General features: G+C 46.6%; 18 protein-coding genes and 2 pseudogenes. All 20 read right to left on the bottom strand.

The annotated features are described in order from the left end of the window. Positions 1–9 precede the first annotated feature (9 nt). The 20 genes and pseudogenes from G493_RS0103910 to flgK all read right to left on the bottom strand — a co-directional run bounded on the left by G493_RS0103910 (position 10) and on the right by flgK (position 17,942). On the bottom strand, positions 10–2,952 hold the full coding sequence (locus G493_RS0103910; RefSeq protein ID WP_028579324.1) for a hypothetical protein: 2,943 nt from the start codon (positions 2,950–2,952) through the stop codon (positions 10–12). Between the two features lie 14 nt (positions 2,953–2,966). After that, the gene (locus G493_RS0103915) at positions 2,967–3,572 is read right to left on the bottom strand and encodes a GTP-binding protein (protein ID WP_028579325.1); all 606 of its coding nucleotides are present in this window, start codon (positions 3,570–3,572) and stop codon (positions 2,967–2,969) included. A gap of 76 nt (positions 3,573–3,648) precedes the next feature. Then, positions 3,649–4,050, bottom strand: coding sequence for a roadblock/LC7 domain-containing protein (locus G493_RS0103920; RefSeq protein WP_028579326.1), 402 nt, complete (start codon positions 4,048–4,050; stop codon positions 3,649–3,651). Between the two features lie 411 nt (positions 4,051–4,461). Further along, positions 4,462–4,749, bottom strand: a complete 288-nt coding sequence (locus tag G493_RS0103930) for an EscU/YscU/HrcU family type III secretion system export apparatus switch protein (RefSeq protein ID WP_028579327.1) — start codon at positions 4,747–4,749, stop codon at positions 4,462–4,464. 8 nt (positions 4,750–4,757) lie between these two features. Beyond that, on the bottom strand, positions 4,758–6,290 hold the full coding sequence (locus G493_RS0103935; RefSeq protein ID WP_028579328.1) for a flagellar hook-length control protein FliK: 1,533 nt from the start codon (positions 6,288–6,290) through the stop codon (positions 4,758–4,760). A gap of 258 nt (positions 6,291–6,548) precedes the next feature. Further along, positions 6,549–7,235 (bottom strand): PilZ domain-containing protein, encoded by a 687-nt coding sequence (locus G493_RS0103940; protein WP_028579329.1) that lies wholly within the window; start codon positions 7,233–7,235, stop codon positions 6,549–6,551. Between the two features lie 11 nt (positions 7,236–7,246). After that, a complete protein-coding gene (locus G493_RS0103945; RefSeq protein WP_028579330.1) occupies positions 7,247–7,939 on the bottom strand; it encodes a PilZ domain-containing protein in 693 nt (230 codons plus the stop codon). Between the two features lie 186 nt (positions 7,940–8,125). Further along, positions 8,126–8,512 (bottom strand): hypothetical protein, encoded by a 387-nt coding sequence (locus G493_RS0103950; RefSeq protein ID WP_028579331.1) that lies wholly within the window; start codon positions 8,510–8,512, stop codon positions 8,126–8,128. A gap of 9 nt (positions 8,513–8,521) precedes the next feature. Next, entirely contained in the window at positions 8,522–8,980 is a 459-nt protein-coding gene (gene fliS / locus G493_RS27695) for a flagellar export chaperone FliS (RefSeq protein WP_084813417.1), read from the bottom strand. 9 nt (positions 8,981–8,989) lie between these two features. Continuing rightward, positions 8,990–10,366: a flagellar filament capping protein FliD gene (gene fliD, locus G493_RS0103960; protein WP_028579332.1), complete on the bottom strand. Its 1,377-nt coding sequence runs from the start codon at positions 10,364–10,366 to the stop codon at positions 8,990–8,992. Positions 10,367–10,395: 29 nt separating this feature from the next. After that, entirely contained in the window at positions 10,396–10,749 is a 354-nt protein-coding gene (locus tag G493_RS0103965; protein WP_028579333.1) for a flagellar protein FlaG, read from the bottom strand. 73 nt (positions 10,750–10,822) lie between these two features. Beyond that, positions 10,823–11,329: a flagellin gene (locus tag G493_RS34600; protein ID WP_269746306.1), complete on the bottom strand. Its 507-nt coding sequence runs from the start codon at positions 11,327–11,329 to the stop codon at positions 10,823–10,825. A gap of 75 nt (positions 11,330–11,404) precedes the next feature. After that, positions 11,405–12,292, bottom strand: a pseudogene (locus G493_RS34605) (flagellin N-terminal helical domain-containing protein); the annotation flags it as partial. Positions 12,293–12,519: 227 nt separating this feature from the next. Further along, positions 12,520–12,729 carry a hypothetical protein gene (locus G493_RS0103975; protein WP_028579335.1) on the bottom strand — a complete coding sequence of 70 codons (210 nt, stop codon included), beginning with the start codon at positions 12,727–12,729 and terminating at the stop codon, positions 12,520–12,522. 98 nt (positions 12,730–12,827) lie between these two features. After that, positions 12,828–13,253 (bottom strand): flagellin, encoded by a 426-nt coding sequence (locus G493_RS34775; protein WP_408608799.1) that lies wholly within the window; start codon positions 13,251–13,253, stop codon positions 12,828–12,830. Between the two features lie 147 nt (positions 13,254–13,400). Further along, positions 13,401–14,357 (bottom strand): annotated as a pseudogene (locus G493_RS34780) (flagellin N-terminal helical domain-containing protein); the annotation flags it as partial. A 189-nt stretch (positions 14,358–14,546) separates the two neighbouring features. Beyond that, complete coding sequence (locus tag G493_RS0103985; protein ID WP_028579337.1) at positions 14,547–14,972, bottom strand: flagellar assembly protein FliW; 426 nt, start codon at positions 14,970–14,972, stop codon at positions 14,547–14,549. Further along, entirely contained in the window at positions 14,969–15,211 is a 243-nt protein-coding gene (gene csrA / locus G493_RS0103990) for a carbon storage regulator CsrA (protein WP_028579338.1), read from the bottom strand. Before csrA ends, G493_RS0103985 begins: the two co-directional genes overlap by 4 nt. Positions 15,212–15,527: 316 nt before the next feature. Then, positions 15,528–16,526: a flagellar hook-associated protein FlgL gene (gene flgL / locus G493_RS0103995; RefSeq protein ID WP_028579339.1), complete on the bottom strand. Its 999-nt coding sequence runs from the start codon at positions 16,524–16,526 to the stop codon at positions 15,528–15,530. Positions 16,527–16,529: 3 nt separating this feature from the next. Further along, a complete protein-coding gene (flgK, locus tag G493_RS0104000) occupies positions 16,530–17,942 on the bottom strand; it encodes a flagellar hook-associated protein FlgK (RefSeq protein WP_028579340.1) in 1,413 nt (470 codons plus the stop codon). Positions 17,943–18,149: the final 207 nt, after the last annotated feature.

Here is an 18,149-nt window from a genome sequence, read left to right on the forward strand (position 1 = left end):
GAAATAGAATTAGTTGGATGTATTTTGCAGTTCAGCGAGTTCTTCCTTAATTAACCGCCTGACCTGGTCTATGTCCAAAGTTGCCGCAACATTTTGTTTTGGGTCCGGTTTGCTCGCCAGGGGCAATATGGTGGGCTGATCCGGAGCCATGGAGGCGACAAATTCCGATTGCCAGCCCACATATTTTCCTACAATCTCAGGGAGCAGGCCATTTTCCACTTTATCACCCTCATATGCCTTTTCATACAGGTAGGTAAAGAGAGAGGCTGTCTGCTCTGTGCGCGGTTTATTTCCAAACTGCAGCTGGGTGAGACCGCTGCTCAGGAGTTGCAGCACAACTTTTTCCACAGGTGTTGTGGTGTGAGCCTGTAGTTCAACCACATGCTTACATGCCTGCTCAACCTTCTCAAGGGATGGATCCTGGAGTATTCCAGGCAAAAGACTGCCAAGCGCAGCCAGACTCATCATGCGATCCTCAAGCGGTTCTGTGGATTCGGCTTCCTCTTGAGGTTCCGCTTCCATTTCTACTGCTGCTGCAACTTGAGGAGCCTGTTCTTTGTCTGCAATGGTTCCTTCAATAGCTCTGGTGAGTTCGTCTATATCTTCAGAAAGAAGTCCATCTTCATCATCCTCTGTAGAGCCAAGAAAAACATCTAAAGATTCTTCATCGATATTCTCAGATGACTCACCCTCCAGCGCAAAGGCAAGCTCTTCAGTTGTGTGGTCGTCTTCGGACTGTTCCAGAAAGGTACTCAACTCATCGGCGAGACTGCCTTCCTCTTCCTCATCCAGAACACTTTCTATATCTGACTCTATATCTGACAGCTCCGCAGTTTCTGTAAGTGAGGCAATTTCTTCCTGTTCATCTTCGAAAACTGGCGCAATTGGTTCCGCGTCCATGCTCACAGGCAGTTCATCTTCCAGTGATAAGGTCAATTCATCGCTGGTTTCATCTTCGCTGTCAGCGTCAAGGAATGAGTCCAATTCGGTAATCAGACTTTCTTCTTCCTCTAGCTCGTCAAGCAGCTCCTCCTCTTCAGAAAGTGCAAACACTTCTTCCATGGTGTCATCGGCAGCAGGGGAGATCTCTTCCAGGGCAACCGGTTCTTCTACCGCTGGTGTGGCTTCTTCTTCAGCTACAGACAGCATGTCTTTGTTTTCTTCTTCGTCGTTGAAAAAGAAATCCAGTTTCTCTTCAATGTCTGGCAGTGGAGAAGAATCCATGGTAGCCAGGGAGCTTTCTTCTGAAAAACCACCTTCTTCATCACTGTCTGCGAGGGCAGGTGAAAAGGCATCTTCGCTTTCAGGTTCAGCAGGTGATTCACTTTCGACAGCTTCGAGTTTTTCCTCTTCGTCGCCAAAAAAGAAGTCAAGTTTGTCTTCTATATCTTGGGAAAGCTCGTCTTTTTCTCCAGCCTCGGCTGGTTGTGCATATTCTTCTTCACTGATATCGACATCTGAGAGGGCTGAAAGGATACCGTCCTCATCTGGAGAGGAGGGCGGGAGTTCTGCTTCCTTCTGTTCAGCGACTGAGGTTTCTGGTTCAATATCACTTACTGATTCTTCAGTATCATTATCTGCGAAAAGTCTATCCAGTTGCTCTGTTAAATCGGTCTGTGTAGGAACATCCAGCGGCTCAAAGTCTTCACTGAACCCATGGCTATCATCAATTGCTTCAGAAAGTGCCGGCGCAAACCCTCGCCGGCCACTGACTTCTGCATGTATCAGATTATCAGCAACTGAATCATCGACCGGATGAATAGCATCTGGCGGAAGTATTTCATCCGGGTACTTGGTATCTGATGATTCCATTCCCGGCATTGCAATTGAAGGGAAGAGATCATCAAGCTCGGATTCAATGGAACCGTCGGATTTGGACGTTGCAGGAGGCGGTTCAAAGAAAGCTGCAGGGCCTGCAGGAGATTCCTCCTCAGGCTCTTCCTGCTCTACGGGTTCTTCAAAAGAAACTGGACTTGTGATTTCATCAACAACTTCATCCAGCCTGCCATCATCTTCAGGCGTGATGGGCCCCTCTGCTATGAGAGCTTTCAAACCGTTGAGCCTGCCGACCCGATCTGCCAGGAGTGCGCGCATCTGTTCCTGATCTCTTTGTTCAGGGACGACATGCATTACCTGCTCCAAAGCATCTGAGAATGCATGCAGCAGGGTAAAGGACTCCGGATGGGCTCGAGCTCTCTCTTCAATTATGTAATCACCAAGTGCCCGCAAGCCTTGAACAAGAACAAGTGCTGGTTTGTCATCAGTAAGTTGTTTCTGGAAATGTTCAAGATGGATATTGAACTGTTCCAGACTTTCATTGGTGACTTCCCAGTCAAGGCTGAGGATACTCGCTTTGAGCATTCTGAGATGATCCTCTTCCTCTGGACTGACCACTGCTTCTTCTTCGGGAGAAGGCGTCAATATGACGGTTTCTTCTACAGGAAGCGTAGGAACGGTTTGTTCCGTACTTGCGGTTTTGTTGATTTGAAACTGGAGAATTCGAAATTTACGAATATCTCCTTTGAGTAACATGGTTATCTCTGTTTCAGTAATCTTTTCTGAAGAGATAATTTTTTCAAAATTGTAAAAAAAGGTCAGCAGTAATTTAATGGCATTGGGGTGAGCGTAGGCACCTTTACTTCTCAGGTAGCGACCTATTTTTCCCAATCCCTGGAGATATACCTCAGCTATTTTATCATTCTGCCACATTTCCTGCAGGTTATCGACCTCATCGGCAAGTTCCTGCAGAATATCATCGCTGATTTCCCAGTCCAGGGAGAGTATAATGGCTTTGAGACGTGTTAAAACCGAATCCTCTTCGCTTGTAAATTCAAAGAGGTCTACATCTTCTGTGTTGAATGACTCATCAGCAAAAAGGGTGAGATCCTCATAATCCTCAAATCTTTGTGGTGCATCCTGGGAATTTTTCATAGCCTGTCCGGTCGTGGTCATTACATCTCCGTTCCTTACAGGAGTTTTTTCTGTATGGATATAACTGTTGAAGAAATAATTTTCTTCAGTGTTTCTGGCACATTATATCCTGTTAAAGCGCTCCCTTCAAAGGCCGGTACCTTGAGTTTGCTGTTGAGGTCCTTTTCAAGTATTGCAGTGGGTAAGATGGGAATGCCTTGATTACGCAGATCGACCTTGTTGTATTGCAATACAAGAGGGATACGGAATATTGATTCCTTGTAATCGCGCAGGTTCTCATGAAGTTGGTTGAGAGATCGTATATTTTTTTCTCTCATATGCTCCTGAGCATCTGCAACAAATACAATACCGTCAACTCCTTTCAGTACCAGTTTCCTGGTGGCATTATACTTTACCTGTCCTGGAACCGTATAGAGTTGGATTTTTAAGTCATATCCCTTAATCTGCCCCATGTTGAACGGCAAAAAATCAAAAAAGAGAGTACGGTCTCCATGGGTTTTAAGACTGACCATTTCAGATTGAATCTGTTTTGAGAATTTTCGATTGATATACTCAAGATTGGTCGTCTTACCACCACGTCCCGGGCCGTAATATACAATTTTGACCTGAACAATTTTTTCTCTGAGGTTAATGAAACTCAAAATGATCTCCTGCAGCCTGATTGTGTTTTATGTATCATTAGGCGAGAGGTGACATTGAACGTTCCGAAAACGGGCGTCACTGTTCACGGACCCAGAGTCTTTTTATACGCTCTATTGTCTCCACCACGTTTAGGCGCAGAAAACCCAGCGAGATATCCTTGCCGAACATGGATATAAGCAGCAGTTCATCATCAATCTTTGAAAAATGAATGTTGCAGTCTGTGCCCTTGTGAAAGAGCAGTGAGAATTCCTGTTCCCCAACCAGCTTTGCCATGGCATCGACTGTAGCAAAGTTTCCTGCAGCTAAGGCGGCAAAGGAGTATACATCATATTTGGACGTTCCATTGTCCTTAGCTGTAATGATGTTGCCAGCCATGTCGATAATAATGACACAGTCGACTCCAATTTTTATGAGCTTTTCGGTCAGGAGTTCATCAATTTTTTCAAGCTGTTCCTGGCTAACAACTCCATAGTTCATATGGCTACCTCGTGCACGTCAAACGGTTGTTAAAATGTATGAGTTATTGAATATATTCCAGATACCATGAGTATACGTCAGAAGATGTATTATATGAAGCGGTTTTTATAGAATTTATTCTTTTTCTCACTCTCGGGGTCGTTTTGTAAGTTCTTTTTGCTTACTAAAAAAAAAACTTACACAATAAAGAGCATTTATAAAGGTTTATGTTGTCGATAAAACAACGAGAATTGAGATTTGCAACCAACTTTTTCCCGTTGGTTTCTGCCTAGGAGGCTGTCCAAGAATGTTATCTCCGCCCATATCTTCGTTAAACCTGAAAAAATATCCTGGGAATATCATATATATGCCTGAGGTATTTTTTCAGGTTTGCCTTGAGCTGAACGAAAATTCCCATTCTCGGACAACCTCCTAGGATTCCTTTAGCTTGCTCTTAAATTTATCGTTTACAGAATAAACAAAAGCGAGAACTTCGGCAATGGTCTGGTAGAGTTCTGCAGGTATTTCTTCTCCCACGGGAACCTTGGCAAGCATTTCCACCAGATCAGGATCTTCTTTAATATATATGCCAGCCTCTCTGGCAGATGCAATGATTTTTTCTGCAATCAGTCCTGTGCCACTTGCAACGACCTTGGGAGCCCGTGATGTCTCTTCGTCATAACGAAGTGCAACAGCCTTTTCACGTGGTGATATAGCCATAATAGTTCCTAAATCTGGGTGTTCACTAACCCTGTATCATTTTCAGTGAGATATGAAAGAAGTATTTTAGCCGGTTCCCTAGCGCCTGTTAAAAAAGATACAGAACCTATTTCAGCTGCAGTTAGCCAATCGTATAATTGTTGTTTGTTTTCTGCAAGGAATCTTGTTCGCTGAAGATCTTCAGCTTTAAAAAGAATATCAACTTTTCCCCTGGCAGAAGATAATTGGATATTCAGATTGCCCAGCCCTTCCAGTTTAAGGTGAAGAGTAAAACGTTTTGTATCGTCAGGCTGTGCTGATTCATCCTCATTTTGTGTCTCCTGGTCCACAAGGAGAAACCCCTGTTCAAGAAAGGGCAGGGGAAGAGGGAGAAAAAGCAGGGCTTCCGCAGAAAGCTTTCCCTGCAGGAGTTGATAGGTGTCTATGGTCTGCAGAATCTGGGATGCCATTTTCCTTTCAGGTTCAGAGATTGCCGACTGCTCCATCTCTAGAGCGGCAAATTTTAAGGTATTGGTTGCCTCCCTGGTATTTTCATGAAGCAGCATTTTTTCAAAGTGCAGTCCCAGTTTCTCTGTAAGTTGTTGCAAATCCTGGCCGTTAACTGCAGGGGGGGCTGTCTGTGGAGATTTCAGGGGCGCAAGAAAAATAAATAAAATGTCTGCCAGTTGCCTGGTTGGAAAAAGAGTCTGCTGTCCGGTAAACAGAGTTGTGATTTGCTGGATCTGTGTTGCAACTACGCCTTGTGTTTTTGCTGTTTGACTGTAAATCTCTTGCAACATCGTCTCTGAAGCTGCTAGCTCTTTGTTTGCGGTAATCAGCGGTATCTTCTGTTCATGTATAAGTTGTACAATTTTTTGAGTCAGTCTCTGTGTATCGGCAGTCGAGCCTGTTTTTAATATGCTTTCCAGAGCGTGACGCAAAAATTGTTGAATGGGACGGGTTATATCTCTATCATCCGGAAAATTTGCTATCGGGGCAGGGGATGATGCAGGCCTGTCACCCACGTTTACAGGTATTGTTTGGGTCAGAACAGCAGAGAGCTCCTGAAGTAGCGATACCTGGGGAGAAGGCACAGTGGATGGGGTTTGTGAAAGCGCCCTGGTTAATCCTGAAGTGAGTTCCTGTACCTGCACCAGTGTTTGGCGACTGTTTTGGCTTAATGCTGTGAATGCAGGCCGGTCGGTCTGCAGGGTTGCGAGTTGTTGACTGAGATCCTGTTGTCTGCTGAGCAGGTGGAAGGAACCGGTAATCCGGGACTTGATCGTATCGCCGAGCAATTGCAGTTCCACCTGGGGTTGCAACGATGCTACCTGAAAGGTAAATTTCTGACCGACCTGTAAATCCAGAGAACTATTGACATTGAAACGAAATCCCTGCATATCCAGAAGAAAACCGCCGTCCTGAGCACGGGAGAGAATGGTGGCAGTACCAATCTGACCAAGATGCAGCGGTAAAGGTAAAGGCGTTTTAGCAGATAAACCGCTGGGGGCAGGAATAACCTGCGGAGGGATGAGAGGGGGTGAGGCTTTTTTTATGTCCATATCACTTCCAATTGTTCTCTGCGATCGGAGCGTACCTCAAAGCCATTCACCATATAATAGAATTATTTTTTAGTGTGGCTCGATTTATCTGTGTTTTAGGGTCGCGGAAAATATTTATATCCAAAAATTGTGTAGAATATCGGTTTGGTAATATCGTCGCGTCAATGGTTCCATACTGGCTGTATTGAGCCATTGACACGACGATGTTACCGAGTTGAGAGACAAGCAAGATTGGATAATTTATTTTTTCCGTTACCCTTATAGCCAGTTATCAGCAGTTTGTATGTTTTCACGTAACTGTTTTCGCTGTTCCTGAAAACAGAGGGCAATGAGTGCATCGCGAGTCTTCTGTGCTACCTTTTCAAAATGTATGGCAACCTGGTACCTGTTTTTTCGCATGCGATACGAACGTACCACATGGCCATGGGAGTGTATGATCTTGTTGGATTCAGGGTCCGTGATCCTGATGTATAGACGTTTTTTACTGGGCGGTTTTTCGGCAAACAAAGCCAGCACTCCTGAGGCACTGAGATCAATGGTTGTACCGAGCATTTGCCAGGCATTGGTCCTGACTTCCCTGGCTTCAGGAGTATATCCTATTTCAATACTTGTGTTGATGCCAACCCGAAAGTATTCACGCAGAGCCTCCGGCCTGATGGGTTCCCTCCCTATCAGGCGCAGGCAACGCTCATTAACCACTTTATCCAGTTCCGCGATAATATTGACGTCGTTTCCCCTGTGCTTCACAACCAGCTGGCAGTTAATACCCATTATCAGGTTGGGTATTTTAAGGGAATTGGGTGGAAACAGCAGGTCAAAAGAAGGAGATTCACCACTTCTGAATGCACACGTCAGCCGGGCAAGATCACCGTTTTGTTCCTGCAGGGTGATGGTAGCTGCCGAGCCACTCTCTAATTTTTCTATGATTTCCTTGATGTTGGCCACGGGTAGTCTGTTTATAAAATATTTTGAACCTGCACTTTCATTCTCAGCTGTTTCCTCTGTAGTTCGAGACAACTGCCTATAATTCTGTCTTGTTCCTCAATGGCGATATTATCAAAATGCAGGGCTATTTGATACTGCGAATCTGAGTTTTTTTTACATCGCACCACATGCCCGATGACCTCAAGAACATCCATGGCACCCGTGGGCAGCGTTAACTGGACCCGTACTTTCCGGTCTACTTCAATGGGAGCCTCAAACAGGCAGAGCATTCCACTGCCGCTCAGGTCTATGGTTTCCCCAATCAGACGCCAGGATGTATCCGCATCTTCTTGCAGTGCTGCATCCAGTGGCTCAGCCGCAACAGGTGTGGCGGCATCTACTCTAAAATAGCTTCGGTTTTGTTCGTGGCTGACAAGCTCACGTGCGGTTGCATGTATTATCTGGTCTGCGTCAATGGAAACGATTTCAGCGACCAGGGACACTGCCTGTCCTCCAAAATCAACGGTGACAACACATGTACGCTGCTGATCTATGCGTGTTGCAGGAAGGTTACCTGGAGGAAAGACCAGATAAAAAGATGGTTGACGTTCTGAAACAAACAGGCAGCTGAATCGTTGCTTTTCACCCTTATCGAGAATCGGCAGGGTGACCCGTACAGCCTTTTGATCTGTAATTTTTGCAAAAAAGTCTTCTAGGTGTTCCACGTGTTGGCCCTCTCCGTTATCCGTAATGATTACTTCCAGATTGCCACACGATCAAAGAGAAGAAAAGAAAAATTTAAATGAATCAGGCAAATGGAAAGTTTCTTAACATCCGGAATCTTGCCGGGGCCGCAATGGCCTTTATTTTTTCAGGGGCGAAAGCAGACATGCAGACCATGGGTGACACGCTTATCCTGCGCTTTGGAGGAGCCGGCCGCTTTTCGGGGTATGGCTGTGGTATCGTCGCATCATGGATGAGCCTGTTTTCAGTTTCTGCAATTCATTTTTCTGCACTGCCATGATCGTGCTAACCTGCGGGACAAGACGGCGATTGGTTTGCTGAATCTGTTTCATCATGCTGACCAGTTCCTGGATTTTTTCTCCATGTATCTGCCCTCCATGACGTATTGCCGCCATGACATCCTGATCCATGTCCCTGATTTCTTCCTGAACACTTTCCATTTCCCGCACCAGAAGAACTATTTCTTCAGCCTTTCTGCTGGGAAGGATCTGCTCAATTTCAGCCATGATGGCCGCAACCCGTTGATATGCATCTATTGCTTTATTCAGTATCATGATTGTTTCCTACATGGCCGTGGCAATGGATTTATACTGCTGGACTGGTTTTGCATCTGTACCAGGGTATTTAACCTGCTTTTTTGGTGCTGTTTCTTTTTTTTGAATTTCTATGGCCTCGGCCCAGGTATTTCTCAGATCAGAGAGCATATTCTTCACTTCTTCCAGAGGCTGGGTATCGTTGCGGAGATTACCCTGCTGCAACCTGTTCAGCATATAGGAGTAGAGTGCATCCAGGCTTTCTGCCACTTCAGCATTCTGGTCATGATCAAGGGTCGCAGCAAACTCGGAGATAATGGCTGATGCCTTATTGATGTAATAGGCTCGTTTATCTATCTGGTTGGCTTCTATTGCCTGGATTCCCTGGGTAAGGAATCGAACCGCTCCGTCATACAGCATGAGCATCAGCTGTTCAGGTGAGGCCGAATAGATAGTATTGGCAAGGTATTGGTTGGTGTAGCCGTTCATCTGTTTTTCCTACTTCCTGAGATTCGCGATTGATTCCATTTGTTGGGTGAGAAACGATCCCTGGCTGTTCAAACTGCTCACCAGGCTTTCCATGGCACTGAATTGTGCTTCCAGGGTTGATCTTCGCTGATCCAATCGCATTTCCATTATTTCTATACGTCCATCAATGCGGTTGATATTGCTGTCGATACTATCTTTTCTGCCTTTCAGCATTCCATCGGTTGAGCTGGTCATGGACTCCAGGTAGTCTTGAAACTGGGTAGCCAGACCGTTTTCATTATCTCCTGCGAGTAAACTCACAACGCTGTCCAGGTTTTCATCTACGGCTTTTCCCAGTATTTCATCGTTAACAACCAGGGTTCCGTCCTTTTGCGTTTCAAAGCCCAGCTGAGAGAGGGTTTTGAAAACGCCACTGTTGGAAAAGGGCTGGGTCAACATGGACTGCAGGTGACGTTTAATGGAGTTGATCCCTGAATCGCCGCTGAGAACGCCACCGCCTTCTTCGTTTATGACTGACTGACCTGTTATGAAACTTACGACTTCATTATAGCCTTTTGCAAAGTTTTCAATATTCGCTTTGATGGATGCCTTGTCCAGATTAATGGACACATTGGTGGTTTCACCTGCTTTAGCCTGGAGAAGATCCAGGGTTACACCCGGAATAGCCTCTGTCAGGGTATTTGAGTTTGCATATATATCAAGAGTGTCTACCCGAATATGAGCCTGGGCGGAAGCCTGAATAGGTGGATTGACTGTACCTGTTTCATCTTCATACGCGCCAAGTGATTCTGTTCCACCAGTTAATCCGCTGTCATCCATGGAGAAAGACTGGCCAACGTTGTCACCCACAAGCATTAAACGGTAGGGAGAGGCACTGCCATCGTTGATGATGGCAGCACTGATTCCTATGTCTGCCTCATTAATCGCATTCATAATGCCTTCCAGGGAATTATCCTCACTGGTGATGTCGACACTATGGCTGGTACCGTCAACCATGAAAGACAGGGTGCCGGTGCCGAAGTCTGCGCTATCTTTACTTGTAAAGCCGCCGGCAGAAACCGACTTCTGGGCCTGTGCCAGGGAAACTACTTCAACCTGATAACTGGTTCCAGTCAGCGCTTCACTGGAAACAGAAGCGGTGAGATAGCTTTCCGAGCTTTGCTTTACCGATCTTTTTAGCAGGCTGTCACTGTCACCCAGAGATTTAATGGAGTCAGCAAAAGAGGTCAGGCGACTGTTCAGTTCTGTGAATGCAGCAAGGCGGTTGTTAAGCCAGGTTTTGTCTGCTTGCAGCCGAGCGATTGGCAATTCTTCAACCGCCATCAGCTGATCTATGATGGAACCCGTATCCAGTCCTGTTGCGAGTCCACTGAATTGAATGGCCATGATGCCCTCCGATACCCTTGATTCGGTCTTCAGCTCTCAGTATCGACTATATTGCCCCTGAGTCCGAGATCCTGTAACACCTTTGTTAAATTAAGTAATTCCTCTGGTGGAATCTGTCTAATAACTTCATCGGTTTCATTGTCAACAATCTTTACAACTAACTCTTGAACATTTTCATCCTGTTCAAAGCGCACACTGTAAAGACCGTTTTCTGTAAGTGCTTTAATCTGGTTGAGCAGTTCTTCAGATTGAACTTTGTTTTGTTTGCTGGAATCAATTTGCGGTTGCTGTTCAGTTTCCTGGCGCTGCCTTTCCACCTGCTGTAGAGGTTCATTTACCCGAGGTGGGGAAACGGTTGTTGAACCAATGGCTTCGACTAACATGTTATTCACCTCCATGTGAATAGTATAGCAGGCTCAGGAGAACCCTGGAAGGGTTCTCCTGAAAACTTACGAATTAGCCGAGCAGACTCAGTGCCAACTGAGGTGCCTGATTTGCCTGCGCCAGGATGGATACACCGGCCTGCTGCAGGATGTTCTGCTTGGTCATGTTAGAGGTTTCCTGGGCAATATCTGCATCCAGGATTCGTGAGCGGGCTGCAGTAACGTTTTCAGAGATGTTCTGCAGGTTGGCGATTGTGGACTCAAAACGGTTCATTACCGCACCGAGATCTGCACGCTGCTCATCGATGTATGCTATGGCACCATCAATAACTTTCAGAGCATCGGCTGCACCGACCTGGTCACCGATATCGATAGAACCGACATCTTCAAGTGTTGAGGAACTTACAGCATTGGTAAACAGATTGGTAGCTGCAGCGGTATCTGTCTCAACAGAATAGTTTCCTGAAGAGTGGAAATCCACCACACCTGATACAAATGCTTGATCAGCACCGCCATCGGTTAAGGCAAAAGCACCCGTGCCGGTTTCCTCTGTCACACCATCAGAAGCCAGAGCTGTCATATCCAGGGTTCCACTACCTACGGAATGGGTGAAGTTGTCAATCTGGATATCGTATCCTTCATTATTTTTCAGGATAACAGCGCCTGAATCATCCAGTTTGGCAGTGATGCCGGTGGTTCCGGAATGGTCATTAATGGCAGATACCAGGGAACCGAGGTCACCGCCGGCAATGTTGGCAGACACTGTTGCCGCATCGCTGGTGTTCTCACCGTACAGATCAAAGGTGATACTACCATCAGCACTGATGTTATCAAGTTTTGCATAGGTAACAGCTTCGGCATCAACACCGGTGGAAACCGTTTTTTGATTAATAGCTGCCGCGATATCCTTGGCAGTATCAGTGGCTCCGATAGCTACTGTATCTGTGCCAAGCTTACCGTTGATGGTCAGGTTCTGGCTGGTATCGGTATGGGTTGCTGCTGCAGCCAGGGTGTTTGATGTGACAGCGTAATCACCAATCTGGGTGGCTCTGGCGTTACCAACAGAAACATCAATGGTCTGTCCTGCGTTAGCACCTACCTGGAATGTCTGGGAGGTGAATGAGCCGTCAAGGAGTTTTTTGTTGTTGAATTCAGTGGTCCCTGCAATTCGGTTCAGCTCCTGCTGAAGCTGGCCAACTTCTTTCTGCAGAGATGCCCTGTCTGAAGAGGTATTGGAGTCGTTTGCTGACTGAACAGCCAACTCACGCATACGCTGCAGGATGTTGGTGGATTCCTGCATCGCTCCCTCAGCGGTCTGCGCCAGGGAAATACCGTCGTTGGCATTACGAACAGCCTGATTAAGGCCGCGAATTTGAGAAGTCATCCGGTCGGAAATGGCCAGACCGGCTGCATCGTCCCTTGCGGAGTTGATCCGAAGACCAGAAGAGAGACGCTCCATGGACGTGCTGAGGTTATTCTGGGTTGCCCCAAGGTTACGTTGCGCGTTGAGAGAAGCTACGTTTGTGTTAATTGAAAGAGCCATGATATTCCTCCGTGAATATTGTTATAGGCTGTCAAACATTCTGTGGCATCCTTGCCGGTTTATGTTTTGTGTTGTGCTTTTTCTTTCCCGCTGATTAGCGCCTCCGCTTTACTCTTGTAATTCTTTATATGTGTTTTTTTGATTTGGTTTTTTGGGAAACGTCCTGTTTCCTTATTATGCTTATCGAAAAGGGCTAAAGATTTCTTTAGCCCTTTTTAAAAAAATAATTACTGCCAGGAGCCAAGTATCACGTAATCTCTGTTGCTTATTCTGTCTAAGTGCCTGATGTGGATATCATTTTCAGATCCTGGGAAATCTGATAATTTTTTTAATTTATTTTGGCTGTAGGGCGTAATATTTCCTGTATCTGTTTCCAGGTCCTTTTGTTCCTGTATGGCGGCATTGAATTGCTGATATCGAAAGGTAACTATTTTCATGGAGGTATCCTCAGAGTCATGCGACCGGTGGAAGGTATACTGTCTTCCACCGGTTATACCCATTATGTATTGTGATTGGTGACTATTACCTGAGAGGCTTATCCCTGCAGCAGCTGCAGTGCCAGCTGTGGAGTCTGGTTGGCCTGGGTCAGGATGGAAACACCAGCCTGCTGCAGGATATTGTTTTTAGTCATCTCTGAGGTTTCCTGGGCAATATCCGCATCCCGGATACGGGAACGGGCAGCTGTCAGGTTCTCGGCTACGTTCATCAGGTTGGAGATGGTGGACTCGAAGCGATTCTGCAGGGCACCGAGATCTGCACGCTGGGAATCAATTTTATTGAGAGCCGCGTCTACAATCTTCAGGGCATCGTTGGCACCTTCCACGTTGCCGATGTCAATGGCGGTTACTTCTTCAAAAGTGGAAATGACAGTTGTGTTTGCTGCATCATCAAGGATGCTTCCTGCTGTGTTATCCACGGTTGAAGAGAGGGTATAGGAATCTTCTGAAGAAAATTCCACCATACCGGTAACTCTCGTGGAATCAGTACCGCCGTCTGTCAGTGTAGTGGGTTGGGTGTCAGGACCAGTGGCGTCAATGGTTGTGCCCGCAGTGGAGTGGATAAAGTCCTCTATAATTATGTCTTTCCCTTCTGCCTGTACCAGGGTCAGGGTCCCGCCATCAACCGTAGCGGTTACGCCGGTGGTACCTGACTGATCGTTTATAACTGTGGCCAACTCGCTGAGATCATTTATGGTTACAGAGGCATTGACAGTAGCAGTGTTTCCCCCTGAACCAACGGTGAGGGTCACGATGCCGTCAGCACCAAGCCCTGAAAGGGTAGCTTCTGTTCGGGCTGTTGCCGTAACACCTGTTTTCTCTGCTGAATTGGTGACCTGGTTGGCAATATCCCAGGCTGTAGCCCCTGCGCCAATGGGGATAGTGTCTGATCCCTGGGAACCAGTTACAGTCAGATCCTGGGCAGCAATGGAGTTGACACCTGGGTCTGCGGCTGCGGCAGCAGTAGTTGAGCCGGTTCCTTGATTGGCGGTGGTGTTGATAGAGTCTACAAAATATCGTCCCAAATCGTCGGCAGCCATTGACTGGATGGAAACGCCGATGGTTTCATTGGCATTTGGACCAACCTGGAACTGCTGGGAAACAAATGAACCATCAAGTATATTCAGCCCGTTAAAGGTCGTTGACTGGGCAATACGATTCATTTCTGACTTGAGCTGGTTAACCTCTGCCTGCAGAGCGGCACGATCAGCAGCTGAGTTGGTAGCATTGGCTGCCTGGACGGAAAGTTCACGTATCCGCTGCAGGATATTGGTAGATTCCTGCATGGCGCCTTCAGCGGTCTGTGCCAGGGAAATACCGTCGTTGGCATTTCTGGAAGCCTGGTTCAAACCACGTATCTGGGCGGTCATTCTATCGGAAATGGCCAGACCGGCGGCATCGTCTTTGGCGGAATTAATGCGGAGTCCTGAAGATAACCTCTGCATGGAGGTTGAAAGGTCTGCCTGGGAACCGGAAAGATTGCGTTGTGCATTCAAAGATGCAACGTTTGTATTGATCGTTAAAGCCATGGTATCCTCCATGAGATTTTCATGCCATCGGTCGTCCATTGACTGATCCGTAGGCTAACGATACAAACGTAACTGCTCTCTCAATGCGTTGTTTTGTCTCTCAAAATACTCATCGGACCTTTTGCGTAAACCCTTAAGCTTTTTTTCTTTGACAAGATAAAAAAAACCGGCACCACACTCTGTGTGGAACCGGTTACTGGTGGAGATGTGAGCCCGGAGTTGGGGTTATTATTGAATTTCCGGAAGTGGAGTGCGTGTGCTGTATTTGGAATCTTCCAGTATAACCTGTATGGCACGGTTGGTTTCAGGTGCATAGAGGATGGGACCTGACAGGTTCAGGGTAATGGTTTTGTTTTCTCCAATGCTGACTATGGCCAAAACAAAATATTTGCCGTCCTGGTCGATCTGGAGTTTCTTTTGTTCGTCTGCATCCGGTGCAATGGCATAATCAAGAAAAAAATTGGTCGGGTCTGTGACCACCACGGCAAAGGTCGGATCATCCACAGATTGAATCCAGAAGAGGGGCCCGTTCTTTTCGTTGGGCATGACAAGAAAATTCTTCAGGTTATCCAGACCGATCAATCCATCGGGAAAATGGATGATGTTGGCTGGATCATATTCAATTTCGCCGAATCGAGTCTGTATTTTTTTCATTTTTTCACTTTCCTGCTTGAAAGCTGGTCACTGAGGATATCAAGGTCTGTCATATCCCAATGTGTTGCCTCAATATTTTCCTGACGGATTCTCTCGTAAACTTCCTGGCGGTATATCTTGGTATCCCTTGGCGCATCAATACCAATACGAATACCACCACTTTTCATTTCTATTATTTTAATCGTTATATTGTCCCCGATGATAATACCTTCGCCGGGTTTTCTGGTAAGCACCAGCATGTAAGCACCTATAGTATGTACAGATTATCCTGTAGACGAGGGAGGTTCAGATACAGCTTCTCACCCTCGCAGATCGAATCAATTCAGGTAAAACCATAACTGGCTGTCTCTGTGTGGTTCTAATTGTCTTTGTCCCGGATTTCCGTATATATCTTCAGTAATCAGGAATACCCCTTGTGAGTGGACCTAACTTTCTGGAATTAATTGGAAAATGTATATCCGGATATGTATTTCTGAAAAGCGGATTACTGTATCCTTAGAAACAGTATTGTGGAAACCGGCCAGAAATGCAAGCATTTTTAGCCGGTTAAGATGATCACATGTAATCAAGAATGGAAAGGCTGGATACTTTGGAAGTTATACTCAGGGCAGCCTGGAATGCTGTTTCCTGTTGCACAATCTCGTTGAATACCTCAATGGCGTCTGCGTCTTCATACCGGGATAGAATCTGCTGAAGATCCACACTGACACTTTCCTGGTGCCGTATGGCTGTATCCACACGTGAAGCGCGGTTACCCAACTGAGAACGAAGCCTTCTGTTCTGTTCCGCTGCACCATCAAGATCTGAAATCTGAGTCTGCATGGCAGCAGCATCGTTATTGCGGATGGCTTCCTCTGTCTGGGTCAGTTCCGCAAAAAGATCATACCTGCCTGCCTCTATGGCATTTGGTGCATTACCTGCTGGATCAGGAGGGTTATATGGCGGTGGATTCCAGGTAGAGGTGCCCAGGAAAAGGTCGTTTCCCGTCAGGTTCACCTGAAGTTGTTCGCCAGCAGTGATTTCGAGGTAGGTTGCGTTTTCATCACCATTATAGAGTACGGGCCAGGTTCGATGGTCGTTGGGATCGTATAAGGCTGGGTCGTAACTGGGATTTTCCGTAAATGGCTGTGTGTCTTCCTGATACCCCGCAAAAATATACTTCCCATCCACATTGCCGTTGGCAGCGTCAATAAGCTCCTGCTTCAGTTCAACGAGTTCATTTGCCAGGGTGGTCCTGTCATCGTTACTCAAAGAACCATTGACGGCATTGACCAAGATTTCCTTGGCCCTTTGCATGATATTTTCCACATGCTCAAGGTGACCATCGGTAGCCTGCATGATATCCGAAGACTTTCCCATGGTCTCCAGGTATCGGTCCACATTGCTTAATTGTTTACGGGTGTTGAGAACAGGCCTGATCGCAGCTGGATCGTCGGAAGGCACGTTGAGTTTTTTTCCCGTGGCTCCCATATTACGGAGATTTTCCAGTTCCAGGGCCACATCATTGAGGCGAGTGCCCAGCATACGGTAGGTTGTTCCTTGGGTGGCTTTCATGGGTTACACCTTGAGGTTCAGCAATGCATTCATCATTTCGTCCACAGTGGAAAGAAATTTGGCAGAAGACTCAAATCCGCGTTGAAACTGTATGAGGTCTATCATTTCTTCCTCCAGAGAAACTCCGGAAAATCCATCCCGCAGATTCTGTAGCTGTACAGTGGCATCTTTAGCTCCATTGAGGGCCAGATCGTTGCGGTTGGCCTCTATGCCGACGGTGGAAACCATCTTGCTGAAATAGGCATCAAAATTATCACTGGTTGACGCAACGGTATGCGTAGTTTCCAATGCGGCGATGAGCAGGGCATTTTCATTGTCACCCGGGGATGCTGTGGATTGGCCTGCAGCAGCAACATACCTGCTGTCCGTAAAGGCCACTGCAATGGAGCGGCTGGCATGGACATCGGGAGGAAGAGCTGTGAGGTCGTTAAAAAAGAGTTGACCGGTGGCTGGGGTGCCAGTGGCCGGATCTGTATAATAACCGTTTACGTGCAGATTGTTGACCGCCGATGTGAGATCGATGGCCAACGTATCCAGGTCATCCTGAAGACCGGAAATAAAATCATCCCTGATTTCAACCATGCCCTTGAATTTCCCCCCTAGCTGAGAATTGCTAAGCTCTCTGGTAATACCGGCAACTTCAAGCTCCAGGGTGACGTCGGTTCCGCTGGTCACGGTGTTGATACTCATGGCCACGTTTCCCTGCACAAGTGGCAGTCCTCCAGGGAGATGCACGGCCAGCATCCCTTTATTATCTGTGTAGGTCTGCACCCCTAAAGTCTCGGAGAGTTTTTGAACGACCAGATCTCTCTGATCCCGGGAAGCATTTGCCGTCTGCCCGTTGGCCTCTATCAGTTGAATGCGATCGTTAAGCTTTGCGATTTCATCGAGCTGTTCATTAACTGTTTCCACTGCCCCTATGAGCTCAGTGTTGATGTTTTCAACTATGGTGGAAAGGTTGTCGGTCATCTGGGCAAACGCGTCACCAAGGAGTTGCCCGCGCTGCATTACTATATCTCTTTCCACCTGGCCACTTGGATTGGTTGTCAGTTCCTGCCAGGCATCAAAGAATTTGTCTATTTCCGAGGCGAGATTTTCATCGGATACGTTAAAAAGGCGTTCCAGTTCGGTAAGTGCGTTGGATTTACCTGACTCTTCGCCATAGGATATAAAGTTTTCCTGTAATTGACGTGTAATAAAGGAGTTGTAATCCCTGCTGACGTCTGAAACCGTGACACCCTGACCGATAAAGAAATCACCAAAATTGACAGCAGGGACTTGCCTCAGTTCGGCGTCCTGCCTGGAGTATCCCTCGGTATTGACGTTGGCAACATTGTTGCCTACAATTTCTATGGCCTTTTGATTGGTGCTCAGACTGGTTCGCCCGGCGTTCAGGGCATCAAAAAGTCCTGCCATAATGTATTCCCGGTCAAAGATAGGTAATAAGTGTCCCGAAAAAATCGGGATGCGGTTACGGTACGAGTCATTTTTGTCACGCTTGGTAACAACGTGTCTATACTTGTATCGGCACTTTTGCTGTTTGCCTTTAGCCCGGAATTGTTACCAATGAATTTTCAAGAAAAATGTATGCCAAGGTGTAAGAGAAGTATGTGCAAGAAAAGA

It is taken from the genome of Desulfogranum japonicum DSM 18378 (assembly GCF_000429945.1).
In the GTDB taxonomy this organism is placed as follows: Bacteria; Desulfobacterota; Desulfobulbia; order Desulfobulbales; family Desulfobulbaceae; genus Desulfogranum; species Desulfogranum japonicum.

Coding starts and splice junctions, on each gene's coding strand:
- G493_RS0103950 (WP_028579331.1), bottom strand. CDS start 8,512: ATGATACTGAATAAAGCAATAGATGCATATCAACGGGTTGCGGCCATC.
- G493_RS0103985 (WP_028579337.1), bottom strand. CDS start 14,972: ATGAAAAAAATACAGACTCGATTCGGCGAAATTGAATATGATCCAGCC.
- G493_RS0103965 (WP_028579333.1), bottom strand. CDS start 10,749: ATGTTAGTCGAAGCCATTGGTTCAACAACCGTTTCCCCACCTCGGGTA.
- G493_RS34775 (WP_408608799.1), bottom strand. CDS start 13,253: ATGGTGGAATTTTCTTCAGAAGATTCCTATACCCTCTCTTCAACCGTG.
- G493_RS0103920 (WP_028579326.1), bottom strand. CDS start 4,050: ATGAACTATGGAGTTGTTAGCCAGGAACAGCTTGAAAAAATTGATGAA.
- flgL (WP_028579339.1), bottom strand. CDS start 16,526: ATGAAAGCCACCCAAGGAACAACCTACCGTATGCTGGGCACTCGCCTC.
- G493_RS0103930 (WP_028579327.1), bottom strand. CDS start 4,749: ATGGCTATATCACCACGTGAAAAGGCTGTTGCACTTCGTTATGACGAA.
- fliD (WP_028579332.1), bottom strand. CDS start 10,366: ATGGCCATTCAATTCAGTGGACTCGCAACAGGACTGGATACGGGTTCC.
- G493_RS0103975 (WP_028579335.1), bottom strand. CDS start 12,729: ATGAAAATAGTTACCTTTCGATATCAGCAATTCAATGCCGCCATACAG.
- G493_RS34600 (WP_269746306.1), bottom strand. CDS start 11,329: ATGACAGCTCTGGCTTCTGATGGTGTGACAGAGGAAACCGGCACGGGT.
- flgK (WP_028579340.1), bottom strand. CDS start 17,942: ATGGCAGGACTTTTTGATGCCCTGAACGCCGGGCGAACCAGTCTGAGC.
- fliS (WP_084813417.1), bottom strand. CDS start 8,980: ATGAACGGCTACACCAACCAATACCTTGCCAATACTATCTATTCGGCC.
- G493_RS0103910 (WP_028579324.1), bottom strand. CDS start 2,952: ATGACCACGACCGGACAGGCTATGAAAAATTCCCAGGATGCACCACAA.
- csrA (WP_028579338.1), bottom strand. CDS start 15,211: ATGCTGGTGCTTACCAGAAAACCCGGCGAAGGTATTATCATCGGGGAC.
- G493_RS0103935 (WP_028579328.1), bottom strand. CDS start 6,290: ATGGACATAAAAAAAGCCTCACCCCCTCTCATCCCTCCGCAGGTTATT.